Annotated in this window: 17 protein-coding genes and 2 pseudogenes; 7 read left to right on the top strand and 12 right to left on the bottom strand. The window is 64.5% G+C overall.

Annotation, left to right across the window (positions count from 1 at the left end; translation table 11 throughout):
* Window positions 1-30: 30 nt before the first annotated feature.
* The gene (gene argS / locus ALC15_RS30795) at window positions 31-1,827 is read right to left on the bottom strand and encodes an arginine--tRNA ligase (RefSeq protein WP_050630535.1); all 1,797 of its coding nucleotides are present in this window, start codon (window positions 1,825-1,827) and stop codon (window positions 31-33) included.
* Window positions 1,828-1,836: 9 nt separating this feature from the next.
* Window positions 1,837-3,045 (bottom strand): deoxyguanosinetriphosphate triphosphohydrolase, encoded by a 1,209-nt coding sequence (locus tag ALC15_RS30790; RefSeq protein ID WP_094194210.1) that lies wholly within the window; start codon window positions 3,043-3,045, stop codon window positions 1,837-1,839.
* A 139-nt stretch (window positions 3,046-3,184) separates the two neighbouring features.
* On the opposite strand from ALC15_RS30790, the gene erpA reads away from it, so the two are divergent.
* Complete coding sequence (gene erpA, locus ALC15_RS30785) at window positions 3,185-3,514, top strand: iron-sulfur cluster insertion protein ErpA (protein WP_021081206.1); 330 nt, start codon at window positions 3,185-3,187, stop codon at window positions 3,512-3,514.
* A gap of 61 nt (window positions 3,515-3,575) precedes the next feature.
* On the opposite strand, the gene ALC15_RS30780 is transcribed toward erpA, so the two are convergent.
* Both ALC15_RS30780 and ALC15_RS30775 read right to left on the bottom strand, forming a co-directional pair.
* A complete protein-coding gene (locus ALC15_RS30780) occupies window positions 3,576-6,698 on the bottom strand; it encodes an efflux RND transporter permease subunit (RefSeq protein WP_050630533.1) in 3,123 nt (1,040 codons plus the stop codon).
* A gap of 3 nt (window positions 6,699-6,701) precedes the next feature.
* Window positions 6,702-7,832: an efflux RND transporter periplasmic adaptor subunit gene (locus ALC15_RS30775; protein WP_050630532.1), complete on the bottom strand. Its 1,131-nt coding sequence runs from the start codon at window positions 7,830-7,832 to the stop codon at window positions 6,702-6,704.
* Between the two features lie 169 nt (window positions 7,833-8,001).
* Between ALC15_RS30775 and ALC15_RS30770 the strand changes: the two genes are divergently transcribed.
* Together ALC15_RS30770 and xth are read left to right on the top strand one after the other, a co-directional pair.
* A complete protein-coding gene (locus ALC15_RS30770) occupies window positions 8,002-8,427 on the top strand; it encodes a GNAT family N-acetyltransferase (protein WP_050630531.1) in 426 nt (141 codons plus the stop codon).
* Window positions 8,428-8,470: 43 nt separating this feature from the next.
* A pseudogene (gene xth / locus ALC15_RS30765) lies at window positions 8,471-9,267 on the top strand (exodeoxyribonuclease III).
* A gap of 33 nt (window positions 9,268-9,300) precedes the next feature.
* Here xth and ALC15_RS30760 read toward each other — a convergent pair.
* The 3 genes and pseudogenes from ALC15_RS30760 to ALC15_RS30750 all read right to left on the bottom strand — a co-directional run bounded on the left by ALC15_RS30760 (window position 9,301) and on the right by ALC15_RS30750 (window position 13,983).
* Window positions 9,301-10,137, bottom strand: coding sequence for a tetratricopeptide repeat protein (locus tag ALC15_RS30760; RefSeq protein ID WP_050630530.1), 837 nt, complete (start codon window positions 10,135-10,137; stop codon window positions 9,301-9,303).
* Window positions 10,124-11,847, bottom strand: a pseudogene (gene ilvD, locus ALC15_RS30755) (dihydroxy-acid dehydratase). Before ilvD ends, ALC15_RS30760 begins: the two are co-directional and overlap by 14 nt.
* Before the next feature lie 510 nt (window positions 11,848-12,357).
* Window positions 12,358-13,983, bottom strand: coding sequence for a sensor domain-containing diguanylate cyclase (locus ALC15_RS30750; protein ID WP_050630529.1), 1,626 nt, complete (start codon window positions 13,981-13,983; stop codon window positions 12,358-12,360).
* A 369-nt stretch (window positions 13,984-14,352) separates the two neighbouring features.
* On the opposite strand from ALC15_RS30750, the gene ALC15_RS30745 reads away from it, so the two are divergent.
* The gene (locus tag ALC15_RS30745) at window positions 14,353-14,535 is read left to right on the top strand and encodes a hypothetical protein (protein ID WP_050630528.1); all 183 of its coding nucleotides are present in this window, start codon (window positions 14,353-14,355) and stop codon (window positions 14,533-14,535) included.
* Window positions 14,536-14,779: 244 nt separating this feature from the next.
* Here the strand turns inward: ALC15_RS30745 and ALC15_RS30740 are convergent, their stop codons facing one another.
* The 4 genes from ALC15_RS30740 to ALC15_RS30725 form a co-directional block, all read right to left on the bottom strand.
* Entirely contained in the window at window positions 14,780-15,694 is a 915-nt protein-coding gene (locus tag ALC15_RS30740; protein WP_050630527.1) for a hydroxymethylglutaryl-CoA lyase, read from the bottom strand.
* Complete coding sequence (locus ALC15_RS30735) at window positions 15,691-17,700, bottom strand: acetyl/propionyl/methylcrotonyl-CoA carboxylase subunit alpha (RefSeq protein ID WP_050630526.1); 2,010 nt, start codon at window positions 17,698-17,700, stop codon at window positions 15,691-15,693. The genes ALC15_RS30740 and ALC15_RS30735 overlap by 4 nt, the downstream gene beginning before the upstream one ends.
* A 15-nt stretch (window positions 17,701-17,715) precedes the next feature.
* Window positions 17,716-19,320: a carboxyl transferase domain-containing protein gene (locus ALC15_RS30730; RefSeq protein ID WP_050630525.1), complete on the bottom strand. Its 1,605-nt coding sequence runs from the start codon at window positions 19,318-19,320 to the stop codon at window positions 17,716-17,718.
* A gap of 81 nt (window positions 19,321-19,401) precedes the next feature.
* Complete coding sequence (locus tag ALC15_RS30725; protein ID WP_050630524.1) at window positions 19,402-20,574, bottom strand: isovaleryl-CoA dehydrogenase; 1,173 nt, start codon at window positions 20,572-20,574, stop codon at window positions 19,402-19,404.
* A 192-nt stretch (window positions 20,575-20,766) separates the two neighbouring features.
* Between ALC15_RS30725 and ALC15_RS30720 the strand changes: the two genes are divergently transcribed.
* Window positions 20,767-21,420, top strand: a complete 654-nt coding sequence (locus tag ALC15_RS30720) for a TetR/AcrR family transcriptional regulator (RefSeq protein WP_050630523.1) — start codon at window positions 20,767-20,769, stop codon at window positions 21,418-21,420.
* A 2-nt stretch (window positions 21,421-21,422) separates the two neighbouring features.
* A complete protein-coding gene (locus ALC15_RS30715) occupies window positions 21,423-21,923 on the top strand; it encodes an Lrp/AsnC family transcriptional regulator (RefSeq protein WP_050630522.1) in 501 nt (166 codons plus the stop codon).
* A gap of 48 nt (window positions 21,924-21,971) precedes the next feature.
* Here ALC15_RS30715 and ALC15_RS30710 read toward each other — a convergent pair whose 3' ends face one another.
* Window positions 21,972-22,277, bottom strand: a complete 306-nt coding sequence (locus tag ALC15_RS30710; RefSeq protein WP_021081192.1) for an ETC complex I subunit — start codon at window positions 22,275-22,277, stop codon at window positions 21,972-21,974.
* Window positions 22,278-22,534: 257 nt separating this feature from the next.
* On the opposite strand from ALC15_RS30710, the gene ALC15_RS30705 reads away from it, so the two are divergent.
* The gene (locus ALC15_RS30705; RefSeq protein WP_050630521.1) at window positions 22,535-23,698 is read left to right on the top strand and encodes an OpgC domain-containing protein; all 1,164 of its coding nucleotides are present in this window, start codon (window positions 22,535-22,537) and stop codon (window positions 23,696-23,698) included.
* Window positions 23,699-23,727: the final 29 nt, after the last annotated feature.

Genomic DNA, 23,727 nt, shown 5'->3' with positions numbered 1-23,727 from the left:
TCCCCACTCGTGAGGGCCTAATGCCCCTGCCTACCGCATCTCGGTTGGAGCGTGGACGCCTAGAACAGCTAAGCCCGATGCCAGAACCGAGACGACGCCCTGAACCATTGCCAGTCGCGCCCTCGTGATCTCTGCATCATTATTGATAATGAAGCGTAAATAGGGCAAATCCCGCCCCTTGGTCCAGAGCGCATGAAATTCACTGGCCAAATCATATAGATAAAAAGCGATTCGGTGCGGCTCATGTGCCACCGCCGCAGCCTCGATCATCCGGGGATAAAGCGCAAGCCGCTTGAGCAGGTCGAGTTCGGCCGGATCGGTCAACCGTTCGACCACGGCGCTCCGCAGATAGGCCAGCCGGGCCTCGTCGGTCTCCGGCAGGTCCGGAACCGCCTCCTCCCGCGCGTTGCGGAAGATCGAATGGCCGCGGGCGTGGCCGTACTGGACGTAGAAGACCGCGTTGTCCTTCGACTGCTCGATCACCTTGGCGAGGTCGAAATCGAGCACCGCATCGTTCTTGCGGAACAGCATCATGAAACGCACGGCGTCGGAGCCGACCTCGTCGACGACTTCGCGCAACGTGACGAACTCGCCCGAGCGCTTCGACATCTTCACGGGCTCGCCGTCGCGCAGCAGCTTCACCAGTTGCACGATCTTGACGTCGAGTGTCGCTTTGCCCGCGGTCACCGCTTTCACGGCCGCCTGCATGCGCTTGATGTAACCGCCGTGATCGGCGCCGAACACGTCGATCAGATTGGTGAAACCGCGCTCGAACTTGTTGCGGTGGTTGGCGATGTCGGATGCAAAGTAGGTGTATGAGCCGTCCGACTTGATCAGCGGCCGATCGACGTCGTCGCCATAGGCGGTGGCGCGGAACAGCGACTGCTCGCGGTCTTCGTAATCCTCGACCGGCTTGCCCTTCGGCGGCGGCAGGCGGCCTTCGTAGATATCACCCTTGGCACGCAGGAAATCGATGGTCTCGGCGACCTTGTTGTTGCCCGAGGTGATCAGCGAGCGCTCGGAGAAGAACACGTCGTGATGGATGTTGAGTGCGGCGAGATCGCCCTTGATCATCTCCATCATCATGGCGATCGCCTTGTCGCGCACGATCGGCAGCCACGCGGCTTCCGTCATGTCGAGCAGCTTCTCGCCGTATTCCTTGGCGAGCGCGTCGCCGACGGGCACGAGGTAATCGCCGGGATAGAGCCCTTCCGGGATCGCGCCGATGTCCTGCCCCAGCGCCTCGCGGTAACGCAGGAATGCCGAGCGCGCGAGCACGTCGACCTGGGCGCCTGCGTCATTGATGTAGTACTCGCGGCAGACGTCGAAGCCCGCGAATTGCAGCAGGCTGCACAGCGCGTCGCCGAACACGGCGCCGCGGCAATGGCCGACATGCATCGGCCCGGTCGGGTTGGCCGAGACGTATTCGACATTGACCTTCTCGGCCTTGCCGATGTCGCTGCGTCCATAGGCTGAGCCAGCGGCCAGCACGGCGCGCAGCGCGTCCGCCCAGACCTGCGGCTTCAAGGTCAGGTTGATGAAGCCGGGCCCGGCGACGTCGACGGAGGCCACCAGCGCATCGGCGCGCAGCCGCTCTGCGATCTTGTCGGCGAGCTCGCGCGGCTTGGCCTTGGCGTCCTTGGCGAGCACCATCGCGGCATTGGTCGCCATGTCGCCGTGGCTGGCATCGCGCGGCGGCTCCACCACGACGCGGGACAGGTCGATGCCCACGGGCCAGTTGTCCTCGGCTCCGACCGCGGCACAGATCGCGTGCACGCGCGTCAGCATGTCGGCAAAAAGGTGTGGTGAAGCAGTGGTGTCGGCCATGGCAGGGCGCTAACGCAAATCCGGGGTCGAGTCAAAAAGCCTTTGGTGCTCGATCAGGGCGAAACGGTCGGTCATCCCGGCAATGAAATTGCCGATCCGCCTGTTCCGCGCGCTCGTGGTCTCCTGCACGCTGCCCTCGATCCATTCCGCCGGCAGGTCGCCGGGCGATTGCCGGTAGCGCTCGAACAGGTTGCGGACCACCTGCTCGGCCTCCCGCATCACAATCATCACCCGCCGGTGGCGGTACATCCGCCGGAACAGGAAGGCCTTGATCGCCGCCTCCTGCTCGGCCACCTCAGGCGGAAATGCGATCAGCGGCGCATTGTGGCGGCGCACGTCCTGGGCCGATTGCGGCTGGGCGACCGCGAGGCGCCGGCTCGCCTCGTTGAAGACCGCGCTGATGAAATGCGAGATCAGCTCACGCACCAGCTCGGCGCCGCGCCGGACCTCGTCGAGCCCGGGATAATGGCGGTCGATCTCGGAGATGATCTCGGATGTCAGCGGCATCTCCTTGAGATCGTCGACCGCGAACAGGCCGGCGCGCAGGCCGTCGTCGATGTCGTGCGCGTCATAGGCGATGTCGTCGGCGAAGGCAGCGATCTGCGCTTCGAGGGAGGCATAGCTCCAGAGCTCGAGGTCGTAGGTCCTGCTGTAGTCGGCGATCCCGACCGGAATGCCGCTGTCCAGGTAGCGGCCGGCCGGCGCGCCGTTGCGTTCGGTCAGCGGCCCGTTGTGCTTGACGATCCCCTCGAGCGATTCCCAGGTCAGGTTCAGGCCGCCGAACTCGGGGTAGCGATGCTCCAGCGAGGTGACGACCCGCAGCGCCTGCGCATTGTGGTCGAAGCCGCCATCTTCCTTGAGGCAGTCGTCGAGCGCCCGCTCCCCAGCATGGCCGAACGGCGGGTGGCCGAGATCATGCGCGAGCGCCAGCGTCTCGGTCAGGTCCTCGTCGACCCCGAGCTGGCGCGCCAGCGCGCGGGCGATCTGCGCCACCTCCAGCGAATGGGTCAGACGGGTGCGGTAATGATCGCCCTCGTGGAAGACGAAGACCTGGGTTTTGTGCTTGAGGCGCCGGAACGCCGTGGAATGGATCACCCGGTCGCAGTCGCGCCGGAACGGGCTGCGGGTCCGGCTCGGCGGCTCCGCGACCAGCCGGCCACGGCTGCGGTCGGGGTCGCAGGCATAAGGCGCGCGGGGGGCAGCCATTCCGACCGACACAGTATTTTAGTCCTTATCCATTTGATTCCATGGTCCGACGCACTTAACTATGACTGAGGCGGCCGACCAAATGAATTGGGTATGACGCCGGGCATGATCCGGATCAGATCATGTCCAGATAGGGTTTCGGAGACCGACCATGACTGCTGCCATCACCGTCAGCGAACGGGCCGCCCGCCGGATCGGGCAGATCCTCAGCAAGGAAGGCGACGGCGCCAAGCTGCGCATTTCCGTCGAAGGCGGCGGCTGCTCCGGTTTCCAGTACAAGTTCGATGTCGAGCGCACCCAGGCCGATGACGACCTCGTGATCGAGCGCGACAGCGCGGTGGTGCTGATCGATCCCGCCTCGGTGCCGTTCCTGGCGGGCTCGGAAGTCGACTTCGTCGACGATTTGATCGGCGCCTCGTTCCGCGTCGTCAATCCGAACGCCACCGCCTCTTGCGGCTGCGGCACCAGCTTCTCGATCTAACTCTTCCGTGTCCTGATCGGTTTTCCGGTGAGCCAGTCGTCGGCTCGCGCGGGACAATTGGCTATTCCGCCGCCACCACCTGCGGCCGTTCGACGTCGCCGTCCGCCTGCGGATCGAGCTTGCGGCGCAGCCTGCGGTCGATGCGGTCGAGATAGATGTAAATGACCGGCGTGATGAACAGCGTCAGCAATTGCGACACGCAGAGGCCGCCGACCACGGCGACACCGAGCGGCTGACGCAGCTCGGCGCCGGCGCCCGCGCCGAGCGCGATCGGCAGCGTGCCGAAGATCGCCGCGAACGTCGTCATCATGATCGGGCGGAAGCGCAGCAGCGCGGCTTCGCGGATCGCGTGCTCGGCGCTCAGCCCGACGCGGCGGCGCTCCAGCGCGAAGTCGACCATCATGATCGCGTTCTTCTTGACGATGCCGACCAGCATTACGATGCCGATCATCGCGATGACCGACAGCTCCATCCCGAACAGCATCAGCGTCAGGATCGCGCCGATGCCGGCCGACGGCAGGCCGGAGATGATCGTGATCGGGTGAATGAAGCTTTCGTAGAGAATGCCGAGGATCACGAAGGCCGCGAACACCGCGGCGAGGATCAGGACGCCCTGCCCGCGCAGCGAATCCTGGAACACCTGTGCGGTACCGGAGAAGCCGGTCGCGATCGTCGGCGGCAGGTTGGCGGTCTGCTCGAGTTCGGTGATCTTGTCGACCGCGTAGCCCAGCGAATTGCCCGGCGCGAGGTTGAACGAGATCGTCACCGCCGGCTGTTGGCCCTGGTGGTTGATCTGGAGCGGCCCGACCGTCGGCACCAGCTTGGCCACCGCATCCAGCGGGATGGTCTGCCCGTTCGCGGTCTTCATGTAGAGCTTCGAGAGATCGGACGGATCGACGCGGAACTGCGGCTGCACCTCGAGGATGATCTGGTAGTCGTTCGACGGCATGTAGATGGTGCCGACCTGCCGCGAACCGTAGGCGTTGTAGAGCTGGTTGCGGACCTGGTCGACGGTGACGCCGTAGACCGCCGCCTTCTCACGGTCGATGTCGACCGTCATCTGCGGGTTCTTGATGTAGAGGTCGGTGGTGACATCGAGCAGGCCCGGGATCTTCTCGATCTTGTCGCGCATTTCAGGCGCCAGCCGATACAGCGCCTCGGTGTCGCCGCTCTGCATCACGTATTGATACTGGCTCTTGGAGATGCGGCCGCCGATGTTGAGATTCTGGACGCTCTGGAAGAACGCCTGCATGCCCGGGATCTCGCGCGCCTTCTGGCGCAGCCGGCCGATCACCACGGCAGCGTTGTCGCGGGTCTTCTGCGGCTTCAGCGCGATGAACAGCCGGCCGTAATTGGTGGTCGGATTGGGACCGCCCGAGCCGACCGTCGAATTGATGTAATCGACCGCCGGATCAGTCCGCATCACCTCGACCAGCGCCCGCTGGCGCACCTTCATCGCCTCGAACGAGGTGTCGGTCGCCGCCTCCGTCACGCCGATCAGGAAGCCGGTGTCCTCCTGCGGGAAGAAGCCCTTCGGGACGATCATGTAGAGGTAAACCGTGCCGCCGAGCGTCGCGAGCGTGATCACCAGCATCAGCGCCTTCTTGGCGAGCACCCAGTCGAGCGCCCATTCATAGGCGCGCAGCCAGGCTTCGAACATCGCCTCGAACGCCCGCAGCACAATGTTCGGCCGCCTGGTCGTATCATGCGCGCGCAGCACGCGGGCGCACAGCATCGGCGTCAAGCTCAGCGACACGAAGCCGGAGACGATGATCGCGACCGAGATCGTGACCGCGAATTCGCGGAACACGCGGCCGACGATGCCGCCCATCAGCAGCACCGGGATGAACACGGCAATCAGCGAGAAGGTGATCGAGATGATGGTGAAGCCGATCTCGCGGGCGCCTTTCAGCGCCGCCTCGAACGGCTTCATGCCGTGCTCGATGTGGCGAACGATGTTCTCCAGCATGACGATGGCGTCGTCGACCACGAAGCCGACCGAAAGCGTCAGCGCCAGCAGCGTCATGTTGTTGATCGAGTAGTCCAGCGCGTACATCGCAGCACAGGTGCCGAACAGCGAGATCGGCACCGCGAGCGCCGGGATGAAGGTCGCCGACGCCGAGCGCAGGAAAAGGAAGATCACGAGGATCACGAGCGCGATCGCGATCAGCAGGGTCTCCTCGACGTCGCTGACCGCCTGCCGGATCGAGACCGAGCGATCCATCATGACCTGCATGGTGACCGACGGCGGGATCGCGGCGCGCAGCGACGGCAGTTTTGCGAGAACGGCGTCGACGACGGCGACGGTATTGGCGTCGGGCTGCTTCTGGATCGCCAGCACGATCGCCCGCTCGTCGTTCATCGAGGTCGCGATCTTGTCGTTCTCGACGCTGTCATAGACCTTGGCGATCTCGTCGAGCCGGACCGGCGAGCCGTTGCGCCAGGCGACGTAGATCTGGCGGTAGTCGGCCGCCTTGTCCATCTGGCCGGAGGCCTGCAGCGCGACGTCCTGCTTGGGGCCGTTCAGCGTGCCGACCGGGGTCGAGGAATTGGCGCGCGACACTGCGGCGCGGATGTCCTCCATCGAGACGCTGCGGGCGGCCGCCGCTTCCGGATCGGCCTGGACGCGGATCGCGAATTTCTGCGCGCCGTAGATCAGGACCTGCGCGACGCCCGGCAGCTGCGACAGCGCCTGCCCGATCGTGATGTCGCCGTATTCGTTGACCGCCGACAGCGGCAGCGTCGCCGACCCCAGCGAGACGAACAGCACCGGGAAATCCGCCGGGTTCACCTTCCGGAAGCTCGGCGGGATCGTCATCTCGATTGGCAGCCGGCGCTGCGCGATCGTTAGCGCCGTCTGCACGTCGAGCGCGGCGGCATCGATGTTGCGGTTGAGGTCGAACTGGATGGTGATGACGCTCGTTCCCTGCGAGGAGTTCGAGTTCATCGACGAGATGCCGGCTATGGTCGAGAGCTGGCGCTCGATGATCCCGGCGACCGAGGCCGCCATCGTGTCGGCGCTGGCGCCCGGCAGGGTCGCGGTGACCGCGATGGTCGGGAAGTCGACCTTGGGCAGCGCCGAGACCGGCAGCAGGCGGAAGCCGAACACGCCGAAGGCGATGATCGACGCCGTGATCAGCGTCGTCATGACCGGGCGGCGGATGCAGAGCTCGGACAGCGTCATCGGTCAGGCTCCGGCCTTGCGTGCCCGCAGCTCGACCCGCGATCCCTCCGACAGCAACAGCTGGCCGTCAACGACGACGCTTTCATCGCCCGCCAGACCGTCCGAGATCACCGATGAGCCCTGGAAGGTGCGATCGACCTTGACCGGCTGGACCTTGGCGACGCCGTCCTTGACGACGAAAACGAAATTGCCGTTCTGGCTGCGCTGGACCGCGACCGTCGGCACCACCACGGCGTCCTCGCTGCGGATGATCAGCTTGGTCTGCACGATGGTGCCGGGCCACAGCGTCTCGCTCGCATTGTTCATGATGCCGCGCACGGTCACCATGCCGGTGGTCGCATCGACGGCATTCTCGACCATCGCGACCTTGCCGCTCTCGGAGCGCTGGTGGCCGGGAATGGTCGCGATCACCTTCGGATCGGCCTTCCCCATAGCGTCGCGCAGATCGACCAGCGCCCGCTGCGGAATTGCGAAAGTGACGTAGACCGGCGCCATCTGGTTGATGACGGCGAGCGGCTGGGTGTCGGCGGGGCGGACGAAGTTCCCGACCTTGACATTGGCTGCGCTAATCCGCCCGGCGAATGGTGCGCGGATCACGGTGTAGCTCTTCTGGACGCGGAGATTTTCCAGCGCGAACTGGTCGGCCTTGATGGTGCCGATCAGGACATCGGACTGGGTCTTGGCGTTGTCGAGGTTGACCTGGGTGGTCGCGCCCTTGCCGACCAGCTCGGTGTAGCGGCGGAGGTCGCGCTGCGCACCCTCGAGCTGGGCCTGGTCTCGCGCCAGCACGCCCTCAGCCTGCTCGATCTGGGCATCGATCTGCCGCGCGTCGAGCATGAACAGCAAGTCGCCCTCGTTGACCTTGGCGCCGTCCTCGAAATGGACCGAGACGATGGTGGTCTCCAGCCGCGACTTCAGCGCGACGCTCGAGATCGGCGTGACCTGTCCGATCGCATCGACATCGACCGGAACCGATTTGCGTTCCGCCTTGGCGAGGTCCACCGAGATCACGCGAGGCCGCGGGGTCTGCGCGGTGGCGGCACCGCCACCCATCCATGAAGCGCGGGTCATGTAAGCCGCCCCGGCCGCAATGCCGAGAACAGCGACAGTCAGAACCAAATTACGTTTTTTCATACGCTTTGCACGTGCGCCGCCCGCTTCCCTTGAAGGTCGGACGCTTCGCAACTCCCCCGTCGGCAATTGTTACGCCTTGTTTCTAGAGAGGGTTACCACAGCGGGGCTGCACATGGTATGCCACCACAGTGAAAAACTGCGCCTCGTCGGGCGCTGCGAATCGCCGCCTATGTCCACCTCCGTCCTTATCTGCAGCTGGGAAGACGCCCGCGAACGCGCCGGCGCCATCCGCTACAATGTCTTTGTCGAAGAACAGGGCGTGCCGGTCGAACAGGAATGGGACGACATGGACGCGCCGAGCTGGCACGCGCTGGCATTTGTCGAGGACGGCACCGCCGTGGCGACGGGCCGTTTGCTCCCCGACGGCCATATCGGCCGCATGGCCGTGCTCAAAATGGCACGCAGCACAGGCGTCGGTGCCCGAGTGCTGGACGCGCTGATGGCCAAGGCGGCCGAACTCGGCTATCCCGAACTGATCCTCAACGCGCAGACGCACGCGGAGCCGTTCTATGCGCGGGCCGGGTTCGAACGGTGCGGCGACGAGTTCGAGGAAGCCGGCATCCCACACATCGAGATGCGGAAACGCTTGGGCTGAGCCGGGCGCTTGCCAACGCGCCGCGTCAAATAGAGGACTTCCGATGACAGTTCGCATCGCCACCTGGAACGTCAACTCGGTCCGGCAACGGATCGAGCTTCTGGTCGCCTGGCTGAAGGAGTGCTCCCCCGACATCGTCTGCCTGCAGGAGATCAAATGCGTCGACGACGCATTCCCGCGGCTCGAGGTCGAGGCGCTCGGGTATAATGTCGTCACCCACGGGCAGAAGACCTTCAACGGCGTCGCGCTGCTCTCCAAGCTGCCGTTCGACGAGACCAAATCGGGCCTCGCCGGCGACGACGAGGACGCCCACGCCCGCTTCCTCGAAGGCGTCGTCACGCTGAAACAGGGCGTGGTACGGGTCGCGTGCCTCTATCTGCCCAACGGCAACCCCGCAAATACCGACAAATATCCCTACAAGCTCAAATGGATGTCGCGGCTTCTTGAATACGCGAAGGAACGGCTTAAGGCCGAGGAGCCGCTGATCCTCGCCGGCGACTACAATGTCATCCCGGCAGCCCGCGACGTCTACAATCCGGCCGCCTGGGCCGACGACGCCCTGTTCCGCCCGGCGACCCGGGAGCCTTCCAGTCCCTGCTCGGCCTAGGCCTTACCGATGCACTGCGGGCGGTCAATGACGAGCCCGGCCAGTACACCTTCTGGGATTACCAGGCTGGCGCCTGGCAGAAGAACTGGGGTCTGCGGATCGACCATCTCCTGATGTCGCCGCAAGCGAGCGACCGGCTGATCGATGTCGGTATCGATAGCTATGTCCGCGCCTGGGAGAAACCGTCCGACCATGTCCCGGTCTGGGCCGATCTCGATTTTGAGACCGCCTGAGGCTTGAGTGCGCCCCAAGGGCCGCCTGGGATATCAGTCCCGGCGGCCTTGCACCCAGTGCTCGAGCATCTGTAGCGCCATCGCGCGGTCGTCTTCGGAAGCCTTGGCGATCGCCCGGTTGTAGCTTTCCTTGATCCAGGCCTCGTCGGGCGTGGCGCTGTCACGCGCCAGCGTTAGCCACATCAGGCCGCGTGCCCGCTGCGGCGGCAGCCGGTCGCCGTTGAACAGCATCTGGCCAAGCAGCGCCTGCGCCTGATGCTGGCCCTTCTGGGCGGCAAGGCCCAGCCAACGCGCGCCATAGCGGAAATCATCCCGCGAGGCGTCCGGCGTCTTCAAATACAGCCGGGCAAGGTCGTACTGGGCATCGGCGTTGCCGAAATAGGACGCCGCATAGGAGAACATCTCCCGCGCCCGCTCGGTGTCCGCCTTCACCTTGGAATTGGGAATGCCGCTCAGATAATAGCGGCCGAGCGCCACGAAGGCGTTGGCCACGATCGAGGCCTGCGGCGCCGACGGGGAATCCTCGGCATGCGCATTGGCGATCCGGCTGAAATACTCGAAGGCGCGCATGTCGTCCTGGATGACGCCATCGCCCTCGGCGTACATCTTGCCGAGCTTCCACTGCGCCACGGGGTGGCCGCCCTCGGCCTGGTACTGCAAGGTGCTGAAGGAGGAGGTCGGCGCGGTCGCTGTCGGGGCAACCGGCGTGGCGGCCCGCTTCAACGCAGCGGCTGAACCCGGCTGCGGCGCGACCACCGGAAGAACGGTATCCTGGGGGTTGACCGGCGCGCCGTCGAATCCGAATCCGGGGCCCGCCACCGGAATGGCCCCTAACGCAAACGCAAAAATCGTACGCCTAAACGTCCGCATAACACTGTTTCTCGTGCGCGCCACCCGGATGGGTGACTGCGCCATCCACCGCCGGCCCCACTTGCTCGGCGTACTTCCACAGCGCACCAGTTGTGTGGTTAGTCGCCCGAGGGGCCCATTTGGTCTTACGATTTGCGAGCTCGGCGTCGCTCAATTTTACGTTAAGAGTGCCGACGTCAGCATCGATCTCGATGATGTCGCCGTCCTGCAATAACCCGATCGGCCCGCCGACGGCCGCTTCAGGTCCAATATGTCCGATGCAGAAGCCACGGGTAGCGCCGGAGAACCGGCCATCGGTGATCAGGGCAACTTTGCCCCCCATCCCCTGCCCGGTCAGCGCCGCCGTGGTCGCCAGCATCTCCCGCATCCCGGGACCGCCCTTCGGTCCCTCGTAGCGGATCACGATGACCTCGCCTTCCTTGTAGGTGCGCTTCTGCACCGCCTCGAAGGCGTCTTCTTCGCGGTCGAAGCACCGGGCCGGACCGGTGAACTTCAGGTTAGACATTCCCGCGACCTTCACGATCGCACCCTCCGGAGCGAGATTACCCTTCAGCCCGACAACGCCACCTGTCACGGTGATCGGATTGTCGGCGGGCCGCACCACGTCCTGGTGCGGATTCCATTTCACGCTTTTGAGGTTTTCGGCGATCGTTCGGCCAGTGACGGTCAGGCAATTCCCGTGCAGGTGGCCATTGTCGAGCAGCGTCTTCATCAGCAGCGGAATGCCACCTACTTCAAACATGTCTTTGGCAACATAACGGCCGCCCGGCTTCAAATCCGCGACGTAAGGAGTCTTTTTGAAGATTTCGGCAACGTCGAACAAATTGAATTTAATGCCGCACTCGTGGGCGATCGCCGGCAGGTGCAGCGCAGCATTGGTCGAGCCGCCCGAGGCTGCGACCACAGCCGCAGCATTCTCAAGGGCTTCGCGGGTGACGATGTCGCGCGGCCGGATGTTTTTCTCGATCAGCTCCATCACCTTCTCGCCGGCCGCGGCGCAGAAGGAGTCGCGGATCTCATAGGGTGCCGGGGCCCGGCCGAATACGGTAGTGCCAGACCGATCGCCTCGGAGACGGTCGCCATGGTGTTGGCGGTGAACTGGGCGCCGCAGGCGCCGGCCGACGGGCATGCCACGCGCTCGATCTCGTCGAGGTCCTCGTCCGACATGGCGCCGACCGAATGCTTGCCGACCGCCTCGAACATGTCCTGCACGGTAACCGGCTGCCCGCGGAAGTTGCCGGGCAGGATCGAGCCGCCATAGATGAAGATCGAGGGCACGTTGAGACGCACCATCGCCATCATCATGCCCGGAAGCGACTTGTCGCAGCCGGCGAGCCCGACCAGCGCGTCATAGGCGTGGCCGCGGACCGTCAGCTCGACCGAATCGGCGATGCATTCCCGCGACGGCAGCGACGAGCGCATGCCGTCATGGCCCATCGCGATGCCGTCGGTGACGGTGATGGTGCAGAATTCGCGCGGCGTGCCGCCGGCCGAGGCTACGCCCTTCTTCACCGCCTGCGCCTGGCGCATCAGCGAAATGTTGCAGGGGGCAGCTTCATTCCAACATGAAGCAACGCCGACAAAGGGTTGATGAATCTGGGCTGTCGTCAGCCCCATCGCATAGAGGTAGGACCGATGCGGCGCGCGCTGGGGCCCCTCCGTCACATGACGGCTGGGCAGCCTGCTCTTGATGTTCGTCTTGGCGTCCATCGCGACCCTGTTCCGACGCTCTTTCCTCCATTAACGCCGGAACCCGCAAAAATGTCCCGTCGTCGGAGCGCTAGCCATTCAGCTAGGTGAATATCCTTTCATGTCAGGGTGTGGCCAAAAAGCGGCGCGACTACGGATGGGCTGCTTTTAGGGTTAAATGTTCAGGTATCGTTGCAATAACGCAACAATCGTGGCCTTCGCGCAACCATGTATTATCAGTCCTTATGGGAACCTGACAGGTGCCTGACGGAATAGACAAGAGATTGCTGTCCGGAGATGAAGCTCGCCTGAGTTGTGAGTCTGAAGGACCGGCGGAGGATGAGGCTTCGCAGCCTTCTCACCCACGTCATTCCGGGGCGCACCTCTTGGCGCGAGCCCGGAAGCCATTGGACCGCATGACCGATGGATCGATGGATTCCGGGCTCTCGCTTCGCGAGCCCCGGAATGACGAGTCTGTGAGATGAGCTGGGCGCTGCGCTACCCATCAGGGGCGGCGCTTCAATCCTCCACTTACTCCGCTGCCAGCTTCGGTGGCGCCAGAGGCATCCAGCACAGCGTACGATTTCGGCCACTCTCCTTGGCCTGGTAGAGCGCTGTGTCGGCGGCCTTCATCAACGCGTCGATCCCGGGCATGCTTGTGAGGGCCTCGGCAACGCCGATGCTCACCGTGAGCGACACCGCGCGGTCATCCGCTCCCAAGCGCAACGCTTCCACTCGCTTGCGGATCCGCTCGGCAACCGTTCGGGCGCGCGACAATGTGGTTTCCGGCAACAGGACGGCGAACTCCTCGCCTCCGACGCGGCCGACGACGTCGGACTTGCGTTTGCCGCGCGTGCAGATTTCGGCGACGGCCCTGATGGCCTCGTCACCGACCGCGTGACCGAACCGGTCATTGATGCTCTTGAAGTGATCGATATCGACCATCAGCACGGACACGGATCGATAGTAGCGCTGGAACCTACTCCACTCTGCATCCAACGTCGTCAGGAAGTGCCGGCGGTTGAACAGGCCAGTGAGCGGATCGGTGGTCGCCAGCACCTCAAGCTGTTGCGCGTTACGGACAAGGTCGGTGACGTCGACAAAGGTCAGCATCCGGCCCCCGTTTGCCATCGTCGAGCAATGGATCCTGATGTTGCGGCCGTCCGGCGTCTGCACGTCGCGCTTGTGATCTCCGGCCTTGATCTCCGCGATCCGCTTCGCCGGAAAGGCCTTGATCTGCTCCGCCGTCGCGCCGGCCGGGACCGCGCGGCGGTTGCGTGTGATCAGCGTGGCGTAGGGCGGATGCCGTGTGACCTCCTCCTCGCTCACCTCCCAGAATTCCCGCATTCTGCGATTGAGGAAGACCGCATTGAGATCGCGATCGAGCAGCACGACGCCGTCCTCGACATTCTCGAGCGCGCCGGTCAGCACCTTCAGCTTGTCCGACGCGCGCACGATGTCGGTCACCGGCGTATAGCTCACCATCCGTCCGCCGTCGGGCAACGGCGTGCACTGACAGCGAACTACATCGCCGTTGCTGCGCCTGAGATCGATCGGGTTTGCATCCCCGACGCTGACGAGGCGGACGCGCTCGGCAACATAGGCTTGAAGCTGCTCAGCCGGCAGTTCATAGGCCATCGTCTTGCAGCCGTGATGCATCAGATCGGTGAAGCTGGGGTTGCGCTCGGCAACCGCATCCGGAAGCACCCACATCTTCCGGAACGCACGGTTGATGAACAGGGCTTTCAGCTCCGCGTCCAGCAGCAGAATTCCGACCGGGATCTGATCGAGCGCCGCGCGCAGCGCCAGCATGTGCCCGCGCAGGATATCGCCGCTGCGCCGCTCGGGAATGGCGGCAGGTGGGGGAGCGGAAGGAGCGGCGGGCGCCGCAGGCGCGGCGCTTGCCCGCTGCTCCTCAAAGGCAAGGCCGAGCTGCCGGTCCGATTGCCACAGCCGTTTGCATGGCCTCACCTGGTTGGTGCCGACAAGCAGCAGCTGGACTTGGTCGGGAATGCCGATCGTGGTTTCGAGTTCGACCGTCGCGCCGGCATCGGTGAGCTGCCGGACCGTGCAATCGAAGGCAGAGCGGCCGAAGTTGAAGACGATCTTTCCGGCCAGGAACGTTCGGCCGCGCGAAGCTGACACCTGTCCGGACATGGCGAGCCACCTGGAGCAATTGCGAGCCCCCTCACCTCAACACCTTTGAGTCACCAAGCCATGAACGGTTTTGCCGGATTTTGAATCGGGAACCGGGGACGATCGCTGTGTGCGCTGCACAAACAGGTCCATCCCGTGACCAGCACAGCCACACAGGGGAAACCTCGCTCCACGATCTCGCCGCCGCAGCGGAGCGCGGGATCACGACCGATCGGATCAGCCGCCTCCCCGGTCAGCGCAATCACGATCAATCGGTCAAGGTCGCTGTCAGGAAGAATTTGGTTCTAGCCGGTAATTATGCTGGCGCTAGATGCAGTCGAAGGAGTAGCGTCCCAACGCCCTAAAGTAACAGTCAGGGAAACGCCCGCCATGTCTGCTCTTCAAGCAAAGCTGGAACGATTTGAGATCCTCGCCAACGAATGCGCGCTGATCGCGAGCAGGACGCTGGATGGGACCAATCGCGAACTGTACGAGCGGCTGGGCGGGCACTATCGCGAACTGGCGACCGATATGAGGACCATGATCGCGACCATCGACGCGTCGACATCGTAAGAAAAAGGGCCGCTCGAAACAACAAGCGGCCCAAGTCTAGGGAGGAAACGCCCTCAAGAGGGCGGCGACAGCGCGAAGCGCTGCCGCACAAGACGGATATGGGTTGAGAATTCGGCTTCGGCAGCCCTGATTGCGCAAGCCAGGGGCGCGACTTGAGCGCCTTGAATCTACGCCTTGCAGCGCATAGCTCGAAGCGCGACCGCCACTTTGCCGCGGCCCATTCGCAGCGCTCACTCACCCACAACTACAAACCGCTGAGCCGCTTCCGCTTCGCGTTCAGCGCCGATGCGACGCGGCTCACCGGCGGACGGCCGAGCAGACCGGCAACCTCGTTTGTCGCGGCCAGCAGCTTCTCCATATCGACACCGGTATTCACGCCCATGCCTTCGAGCATGTAGACGACGTCCTCGGTCGCGACGTTGCCGGTGGCGCCGGGGGCGTAGGGACAGCCGCCGAGGCCGCCGGCGGCGGAATCGATGACACGGACGCCCTCCTCCATGCCTGCATAGAGATTGGCGAGCGCCTGGCCATAGGTGTCGTGGAAATGCATCGCAAGGTTGGCCACCGGAAGCTCGGCGCCGACCGCACGCAGCATCTCTCTGGCCTTGAGCGGCGTGCCGACGCCAATGGTGTCGCCGAGCGAGATTTCATAGCAGCCGAGATCCCACAAGGTCACCGCGAGATCGGCAACTGCCTTGGGCTTGATCTCGCCGTCGAACGGGCAGCCGAGCACGCAGGAGATATAGCCGCGCACCTTGACGCCATCGGTCTTGGCGCGCGCCAGCACCGGCTTGAAACGCTCGATCGACTCCGCGATCGAGCAATTGATGTTGGCGCGCGAAAAACCTTCGGAGGCGGCCGCGAACACCGAGACGACCTGGGCGCCGGCCGCACGCGCGGCGTCATAGCCCTTCTCGTTCGGCACCAGCACGTGGAATTCGGCGTCCTTGATATGGCCGGCGCCGCGCAGCACCGCGTCGGAGCTCGCCATCTGCGGGATCGCCTTCGGCGAGACGAAGGCGCCGACTTCGACGGTGTTGAGCCCTGCCGCAACCAGTGCCTCGACGAAGGCGATGCGCGCCTCGACGCTGACCGGCGTCTTCTCGTTCTGCAGGCCGTCGCGCGGCCCCATTTCGACGATATGGACCTGATTGCTCATGACGCAGCCTGCGGCTCCACCTCGGCAAGCTCGACGCCCTCGCCGACGATGTCGCCGACCTTGCATTTGAGCTTCTTCAGCACGCCGGCGTAGGGCGCGCGCAGGGTCTGCTCCATCTTCATCACTTCGAGCGTGAGGATCGGTGCGCCCTTCTCCAGCGTCGCGCCCTCCTCGGCCAGCAGCGCGACCACGGTGCCGGGCAAGGGAGCGACGATCTTGTCCTCGCCAACCTGCTCCTCGCTTTCGCCGCCGAACGGATCGACCCAGTGCAGGTCGAAGCGGCCGTTGCGGGTGCGCAGGTAAAGCTCGTGGCCCTCGATGACCGACGCGACGCGCGACTTGAGGCCGTTGAGCGTCAGGTCGAAGCCATCCTCGCCGGCAGACGAGATCGCGAAGGCAAGCTCGCGCCCGCCGATCGACAGCGTCGACGGGCCGTTGCCATAGTGCAGCGTGATGGTTTGCGGCGGCTCGTGGCCCTGACGGAACGAGAACACCCGTTGGCGTCGGCCGACCGGCATCCAGCCGAACGCCTGCCACGGAGAGTTCGCCTCGCCCCGCGCCGCCTTCTGCTCATCATTGACGATCGCAGCCACCGCCGCACACAGCTCGAACTCGCCTGCGGCACCGGTGCCGGCCGTCAGGTTCTTCAGCTCGCGCTCGATGAAGCCGGTGTCGATCGCATTGGCCCTCGTCGCCGGATGCGTCACCAGTGCCGACAGGAACGGGATATTGGTGATGATGCCGCGGACGTCGGTCTGCTCCATGCCGCGATTGAGCTTCTCGATCGCGCCCTCGCGGGTCGGCGCCCAGGCGATCACCTTGGCGAGCATCGCGTCATAGTATGGCGAGACGTTATCGCCGCTGCGATAGCCGGCATCGATCCGCAGGCCGTCGCCCTCTGGCGGCGTCCGCCAGGTCCTGATGCGGCCGACCGAAGGCATGAAGTTCTTCTGCGGATTCTCGGCGTAGACACGCGCTTCGATGGCGTGGCCGTTCAGCTTGATCTCGTTCTGCTTCAGCGGCAACGCTTCGCCGAACGCGACGCGCAGCTGCCATTCCACGAGATCGACACCGGTGATCAGCTCGGTGACGGGATGCTCGACCTGCAAGCGGGTGTTCATCTCGATGAAGAACACGTCCCTGCCGTCGGAGACGAACTCGATGGTGCCGGCGCCGACATAGTTGACTGCGCCGGCAGCCTTGCGGGCGGCCTCGCAGACGGTGTCTCGCTGCGCGGCGTCCAGGGTCGGCGACGGCGCCTCCTCGATCACCTTCTGGTGGCGGCGTTGCAGCGTGCATTCGCGCTCCCACAGCGAGAGCAGATTGCCATGGCTGTCGCCGATGATCTGCACCTCGATGTGGCGCGGGTTCTGCACGTATTTCTCGATCAGCATGCGGTCGTCGCCGAATGCCGCCTTGGCCTCGCGCTTGGCGCTGGTGATCGCGGCCGCGAGCTCAGCCGCTGAATTGACCACGCGCATGCCGCGGCCGCCGCCGCCGGCCGACGCTTTCACCAGCACCGGGAAGCCGATCCGGTTGGCGGCCTCCGCCAAAATCGCCTCGTCCTGGGCCTCACCGTGATAGCCGGGCACCAAGGGCACGCCGGCCTTCTCCATCAACGCCTTGGAGCCGGACTTCGAGCCCATCGCCGTCATCATCTCGGCGGTCGGCCCGACGAACACCAAACCGGCGTCAAGGCAGGCCTGCGCGAATTCCGCGTTCTCAGACAGGAAGCCGTAGCCGGGATGCACCGCCTCCGCGCCGGTCTCCTTCGCCGCGGCGATCACGCGCTCGATGTTGAGATAGCTGTCACGCGCCCGCGCCGGGCCGAGCAGCACGGCCTCGTCGGCGAGCGCAACATGCATGGCGTCGCGGTCGGCCTCGGAATAGACCGCGACGGTGCGCAGCCCCATGGCGCGCGCCGAGCGGATGACGCGGCAGGCGATCTCGCCGCGGTTGGCGATCAGCAGCGTGCGGAAACGCCGGTAGAGTTTTGAGCGGTCCATGATCAGATCCCTGGCTCACATCCTGAACAAGCCGAATTTGGTCGGCTCGATCGGCGCATTGGCGGCGGCCGACAGCCCGAGCCCGAGCACGAGGCGGGTGTCGGCCGGATCGATCACGCCATCGTCCCAGAGCCGCGCAGTGGCGTAATAGGGATTGCCCTGCTTCTCATATTGGGCGCGGATCGGCTCGCGGAACTTGTCCTCCTCTTCCGCCGACCAGCTTTCACCCTTGGCCTCGATGCCGTCGCGCCGCACCTGGCTCAGCACCATCGAGGCCTGCTCGCCGCCCATCACCGAGATGCGGGCGTTCGGCCAGAGCCAGAGGAAGCGCGGGCTGTAGGCGCGGCCGCACATGCCGTAATTGCCGGCGCCGTAGGAGCCGCCGATCACGACGGTGAATTTCGGCACGCCTGCGGTCGCAACCGCCGTCACCAGCTTGGCGCCGTCGCGCGCGATGCCGCCGGCCTCGTATTTCTTGCCGACCATGAAGCCGGTGATGTTCTGCAGGAACACCAGCGGGATGCCGCGCTGGCAGCACAGCTCGATAAAATGCGCGCCCTTCAGCGAACTCTCGCTGAACAGGATGCCGTTGTTGGCGATGATGCCGACCGGATAGCCCCAGATATGGGCGAAGCCGCAGATCAAGGTGGTGCCGTAGAGCTTCTTGAACTCGTCGAATTCGGAGCCGTCGACGATCCGCGCGATGATGTCGTGGACGTCGAACGGCTTGCGGCCGTCGGCGGAGACCACGCCGTAGATCTCCTCGGCCGGAAACAGCGGCTCCTGGACGGCACGCATGTTGAGCGGTGCCTTCGCCGGCTGCTTCAGCGTGCCGACGATGCGGCGCGCGATCCCGATCGCATGGGCGTCGTTCTGCGCGTAGTGATCGGTCACGCCCGACTGGCGGGAGTGGACGTCGGCGCCGCCGAGCTCTTCGGCGGTGACGACCTCGCCGGTCGCCGCCTTCACCAGCGGCGGGCCGCCGAGGAAGATGGTGCCTTGATTGCGCACGATGATGCTCTCGTCCGACATCGCCGGCACATAGGCGCCACCTGCGGTGCACGAGCCCATCACGATCGCGATCTGGGGAATGCCCTGCGACGACATCTGGGCCTGGTTGTAGAAGATCCGGCCGAAATGCCGCTCGTCGGGAAAGATCTCATCCTGCAGCGGCAGGAAGGCGCCGCCGGAATCGACCATGTAGACGCAGGGCAGATTGTTCTGCCGCGCAATGTCCTGGGCGCGCAGATGCTTCTTCACCGTCAACGGATAGTAGGTGCCGCCCTTGATGGTCGCATCATTGGCGACAATGATGCATTCGCGGCCCGCGATGCGTCCGACGCCGGTGATGACGCTGGCCGAATGCACATCACCGCCATAGAGGCCGTTGGCGGCGAGCGGCGACAATTCGAGGAACGCGGTGCCCGGGTCGACCAGGAGATCGACGCGGTCGCGCGCCAGCATCTTGCCGCGCGAGGTGTGGCGCTTGCGCGAGGTCTCACCACCGCCGCCTGCCACCTGCTTGAGTTTTTCGCGGAGCTCCGCGACCAGGCCCCGCATCACGTCGGCGTTGCGGGCGAATTCGGAGGATGTCGGATCGATCGTCGAATGAAGCGGCATCGGTGTTGCACGTTTCGTTGGAGGAGCTGACAGGATCGGGGACGTCGGGCGATCGCGCCGTGGCGCGATCGCGCGCGAAACTCAGGCTGTCTTGGCGAACAGCTCGCGGCCGATCAGCATGCGGCGGATCTCGCTGGTGCCGGCGCCAATCTCGTAGAGTTTTGCGTCGCGCAGCAGGCGGCCGGTCGGATACTCGTTGATGTAGCCGTTGCCGCCAAGCAGCTGGATCGCATCCAGCGCGCATTGGGTGGCCTTCTCCGCAGCATAGAGGATGGCACCGGCGGCGTCCTCGCGCGTGGTCTCGCCGCGGTCGCAGGCCTTCGCCACCGCGTAGACATAGGCCCGCGAGGCGTTCATCGTGGTGTACATGTCGGCGATCTTACCCTGCACCAGCTGGAACGAGCCGATCGGCTCGCCGAACTGCTTGCGCTCATGCACGTAAGGCAGCACGACATCCATGCAGGCCTGCATGATGCCGATCGGCCCGGCCGCGAGCACCGCGCGCTCATAGTCGAGACCGCTCATCAGGACGTTGACGCCGCGACCGACTTCGTTGAGCACGTTCTCCTCCGGCACCTCGCAATCCTCGAACACTAGTTCGCAGGTGTCGGAGCCGCGCATGCCGAGCTTGTCGAGCTTCTGCGCGGTGGAGAATCCCTTCATGCCCTTTTCGATGATAAAGGCGGTCATGCCGCGCGGGCCGGCATTGGCGTCGGTCTTGGCGTAGACCACCAGTGTCTCGGCGTGCGGACCGTTGGTGATCCACATCTTGTTGCCATTGAGGATGTAGCGATCGCCCTTCTTGTCGGCGCGGGTCTTCATCGAGACCACATCCGAGCCGGCGCCGGGTTCCGACATCGCCAGCGAGCCGACATGCTCGCCCGAGATCAGCTTCGGCAGATATTTGCGCTTCTGGGCCTCGTTGCCGTTGCGGCGGATCTGGTTGACGCAGAGATTGGAATGGGCGCCATAGGCCAGCCCGACCGAGGCTGACGCCCGCGAAATCTCCTCGACTGCGATGCAGTGCTCGAGATAGCCGAGGCCCGAGCCGCCATACTCCTCTTCGACCGTGATGCCGTGCAGGCCGAGCGCACCGATCTTGGGCCAGAGGTCGCGCGGGAAAGTGTTGGAGCGATCGATCTCGGCGGCGCGCGGCGCGATCTCGTTGGTCGAGAAATCATGCACCGTCTCGCGGATCGCATCCGCGGTCTCGCCAAGGTCGAAATTGAAGATTGCCGCCCGGTTCGAGGCCATGATCCCTCCCATGAGATTCATCTTGCAATTAAACGATCATACGTTTTTTTCTTGGCTTCGCAAGCGACTGTGCTATGGTTTGCGCATGAAATCGGCAGCTCATTGAATCTGCAGCGATTTCATGCGATATACATACGGTCGTTCGCTTGTTTCCTGCACTCCCTGGCAAGCCAACACCCCTCCGAGGCCCCGATGGCACGCACGATCGGCTCACACGGCCCCACGACGCTGGAGGCGATCCGTAAGGCCGGCGTGCGCCTGATCTTCGAGCACGGCTATGAAGCGATGAGCCTGCGCCAGCTCGCCGCGGAAGTCGGCATCCAGGCAGGCTCACTCTACAACCATATCTCAACCAAGCAGGACCTGCTGTTCGATCTGGTGCAGGACCATATCAACGATTTGCTGCGCGAGCTTGATCTGGCGCTGGAGGGCAAGGCCGATCCAGTCGAACGGCTGCGCGCCTTCGTGGCCTTCCACGTCACCTATCACATGACCCGCAAGCGCGAGGTCTTCATCGCCAATTCCGAGCTGCGCAGCCTCGATGCGAAGAACTACGACGCCGTGGTGGCGCTGCGCGGCGCCTATGAGCAGCGGCTGGCCGAGATCCTTGCCGATGGCGTGGCCGAGGGCGTGTTCGAGGTCGTCGACATCCAGGTCGCGACCTTTGCGATCATCGCGCTCTTGACCGGGCTGTGCACCTGGTATCGCCCCGGCGGTCGGCTGACCCGCGACGCCATCATCGCGGCGCATGAGAAGCTGGTGCTGTCGGGGGTCGCGCCGCGGACCGCGATCGGCGAGCTCCGCAGCGGCGGCAATAGCCCGCGGACCGCAGTGGCCGGCTCGTGACTGTGACAGAACGCCCACAGCTCGATGACATCGATCTGCGGATCCTGTCCGAGCTGCAACGCGACGGCCGGATCAGGATCAACGAGCTCGCCGAGCGGGTCGGCATCACGGCCCCACCCTGCTTGCGGAGGGTCCGCGCGCTACGCAGCCGCGGCGTGGTGCAGGCGATCCGCGCCACGCTCGACGAACGGCTGCTTGGCTATGAGGTGACGACCTTCGTGCTGATTCAGCTCGACAGCCAGAACCTGGTCGCGATCGAGGCGTTCGAGGCCGCCGTGGCGGCGGTGCCGCGCTTCCTGCAATGCTGGCGGATCTCGGGCGACGCCGATTTCATGCTGAGATGCGTTGCGCCTGATGTCAACGACATGCGCCAGCAGCTTTTGCAATTCGCCGGCCTGCCGAACGTCCGTAAAATCAGAAGCTTTCCGGTGCTCGGTGTCTCCAAGGATGCGCCGCTGCCGATTCCCGGCGCTGCGGGCGCCAAGCCAGGCGCGCTGATCTGATTGCCGGCCGGCTTGGTCCAACCAGTGGGTTCAGTCAGTCGGGACCGACTAGTGGGTCCACGGCTCCCAACGGCGGAACGCAAAATTGTCGGCGTAGGCGATCTGTCGGTGCGCTGAATCCTTCGGCTCGATCACCTGGTAAGCGATGCCCTTGCGCTCGCAATAGGCCACCGCCTCCTCCTTGGTCTCGAAGTGCAGCGTGAGCTGCTGCTTCATGTCGGACGACGAGGTCCAGCCCATCAGGGGCTCCACGGTGCGCGGCTGCTCCGGCTCGTAGTCGAGCTGCCACGCCTTGGTCTTGGCACGTCCCGATTGCATCGCGTTTTTGGCGGGCTTAAAAATGCGTGCGGTCATGGATGGTCGGCCCCGTGGGATGTGCAACATGGAAGCGATTTGAAGGAAACCGTCGGGATAGTATAGAGACACCGTTCAACGATCTGATCGGTGATTCCTCGATCTCGGAGGTCATCTTCGCCGGACCGGTATAGTCATTCTGCCGTGCTGTGACAATCTGGCCCGGGGGCCCAAGGGAGAGCCTCCGGAGAACCCCCGGGCCAGATTGTCACAGCGCGGTCTTCTCGACAGCATCACCTCGAGGAAGCGGCGCCCCCATGGAAATCCACGCTCATTTGCCCGAAAAAGGACGTGACCTCCGGCTCGACCTGTTCCGCGGGATCGCGAACTGGGCGATCTACCTCGATCACATCCCCGACAACATCGTGAACTGGATCACGACGCGCAATTACGGCTTCAGCGACGCCGCGGACCTGTTCGTCTTCATCTCCGGCTACACCGCGTCCTTCGTCTACGCCCGCATGATGCTGGAGCGGGGCTTCGTCGTCGGCGCGACCCGGCTGACCAAGCGGGTCTGGCAGCTCTACGTCGCCCACATCATCCTGTTCGTGATCTACATCGCCTCGATCAGCTATCTCGCGCTGCGCTTCGGCGATTCCGAGATCATCAACGAGTTCAACGTCGCCGGTCTCGTCGACAACGCCACCGAGACGCTGCGCCAGGGGCTGTTCCTGAAATTCAAGCCGGTCAATCTCGACGTGCTGCCGCTCTACATCGTGCTGATGGGCCTGTTTCCGCCGGTGCTGTGGATCATGCTGCGGCAGCCGAACTGGACCATGCTGGCCTCGCTCGCGCTGTGGCTGGTCTCGCGCCATTTCGGCTGGAACCTGCCCGCCTACCCGGCCGGGACCTGGTACTTCAATCCGTTCGCCTGGCAGGTGCTGTTCGTGTTCGGCTCATGGTGCGCGATGGGCGGCGCGCGCGCCAACATGCACATCATCAATTCGCGCTACACGCTATGGTTCTGCGTCGCCTATCTGATCTTCGCGCTGATCATGACGATGGCCGGCCGCTTCCCGGATTTCGGCGCGATGTTCCCGCACTGGCTGTATTCGGCCTTCAACCCGAACGACAAGACCAACCTCGCGCCCTACCGCTTCCTGCACTTCGTGGTGATCACGGTGCTGGTGATCCGCTTCGTTCCTAAGGACTGGTCGGCGCTGGAGTGGCGGGTGTTCGACCCGCTGATCGTCTGCGGCCAGCAGTCGCTCGCGGTGTTCTGCGTCGGCGTGTTCCTGTCCTTTGTCGGACATTTCGAGCTCTCGATGAGCTCGGGCTCGCTGTTCGCGCAGATCTTCGTCAGCATCTCCGGCATCGCGATCATGACGATCGTGGCCTATTACATCTCGTGGTCGAAGCGGCAGGACAAGCCGGTCAAGCCGCCGGCGCCGAAACCCGCGGCACCAGTGAAGGCTGCCTGACCCGAACGATGAGAGCATGGCCTACCGGG

This window comes from Bradyrhizobium viridifuturi, assembly GCF_001238275.1.
In the GTDB taxonomy this organism is placed as follows: Bacteria; Pseudomonadota; Alphaproteobacteria; order Rhizobiales; family Xanthobacteraceae; genus Bradyrhizobium; species Bradyrhizobium viridifuturi.
Note: the sequence above shows the minus strand (reverse complement) of the source record. Positions and strands in the feature narration are given on the sequence as shown.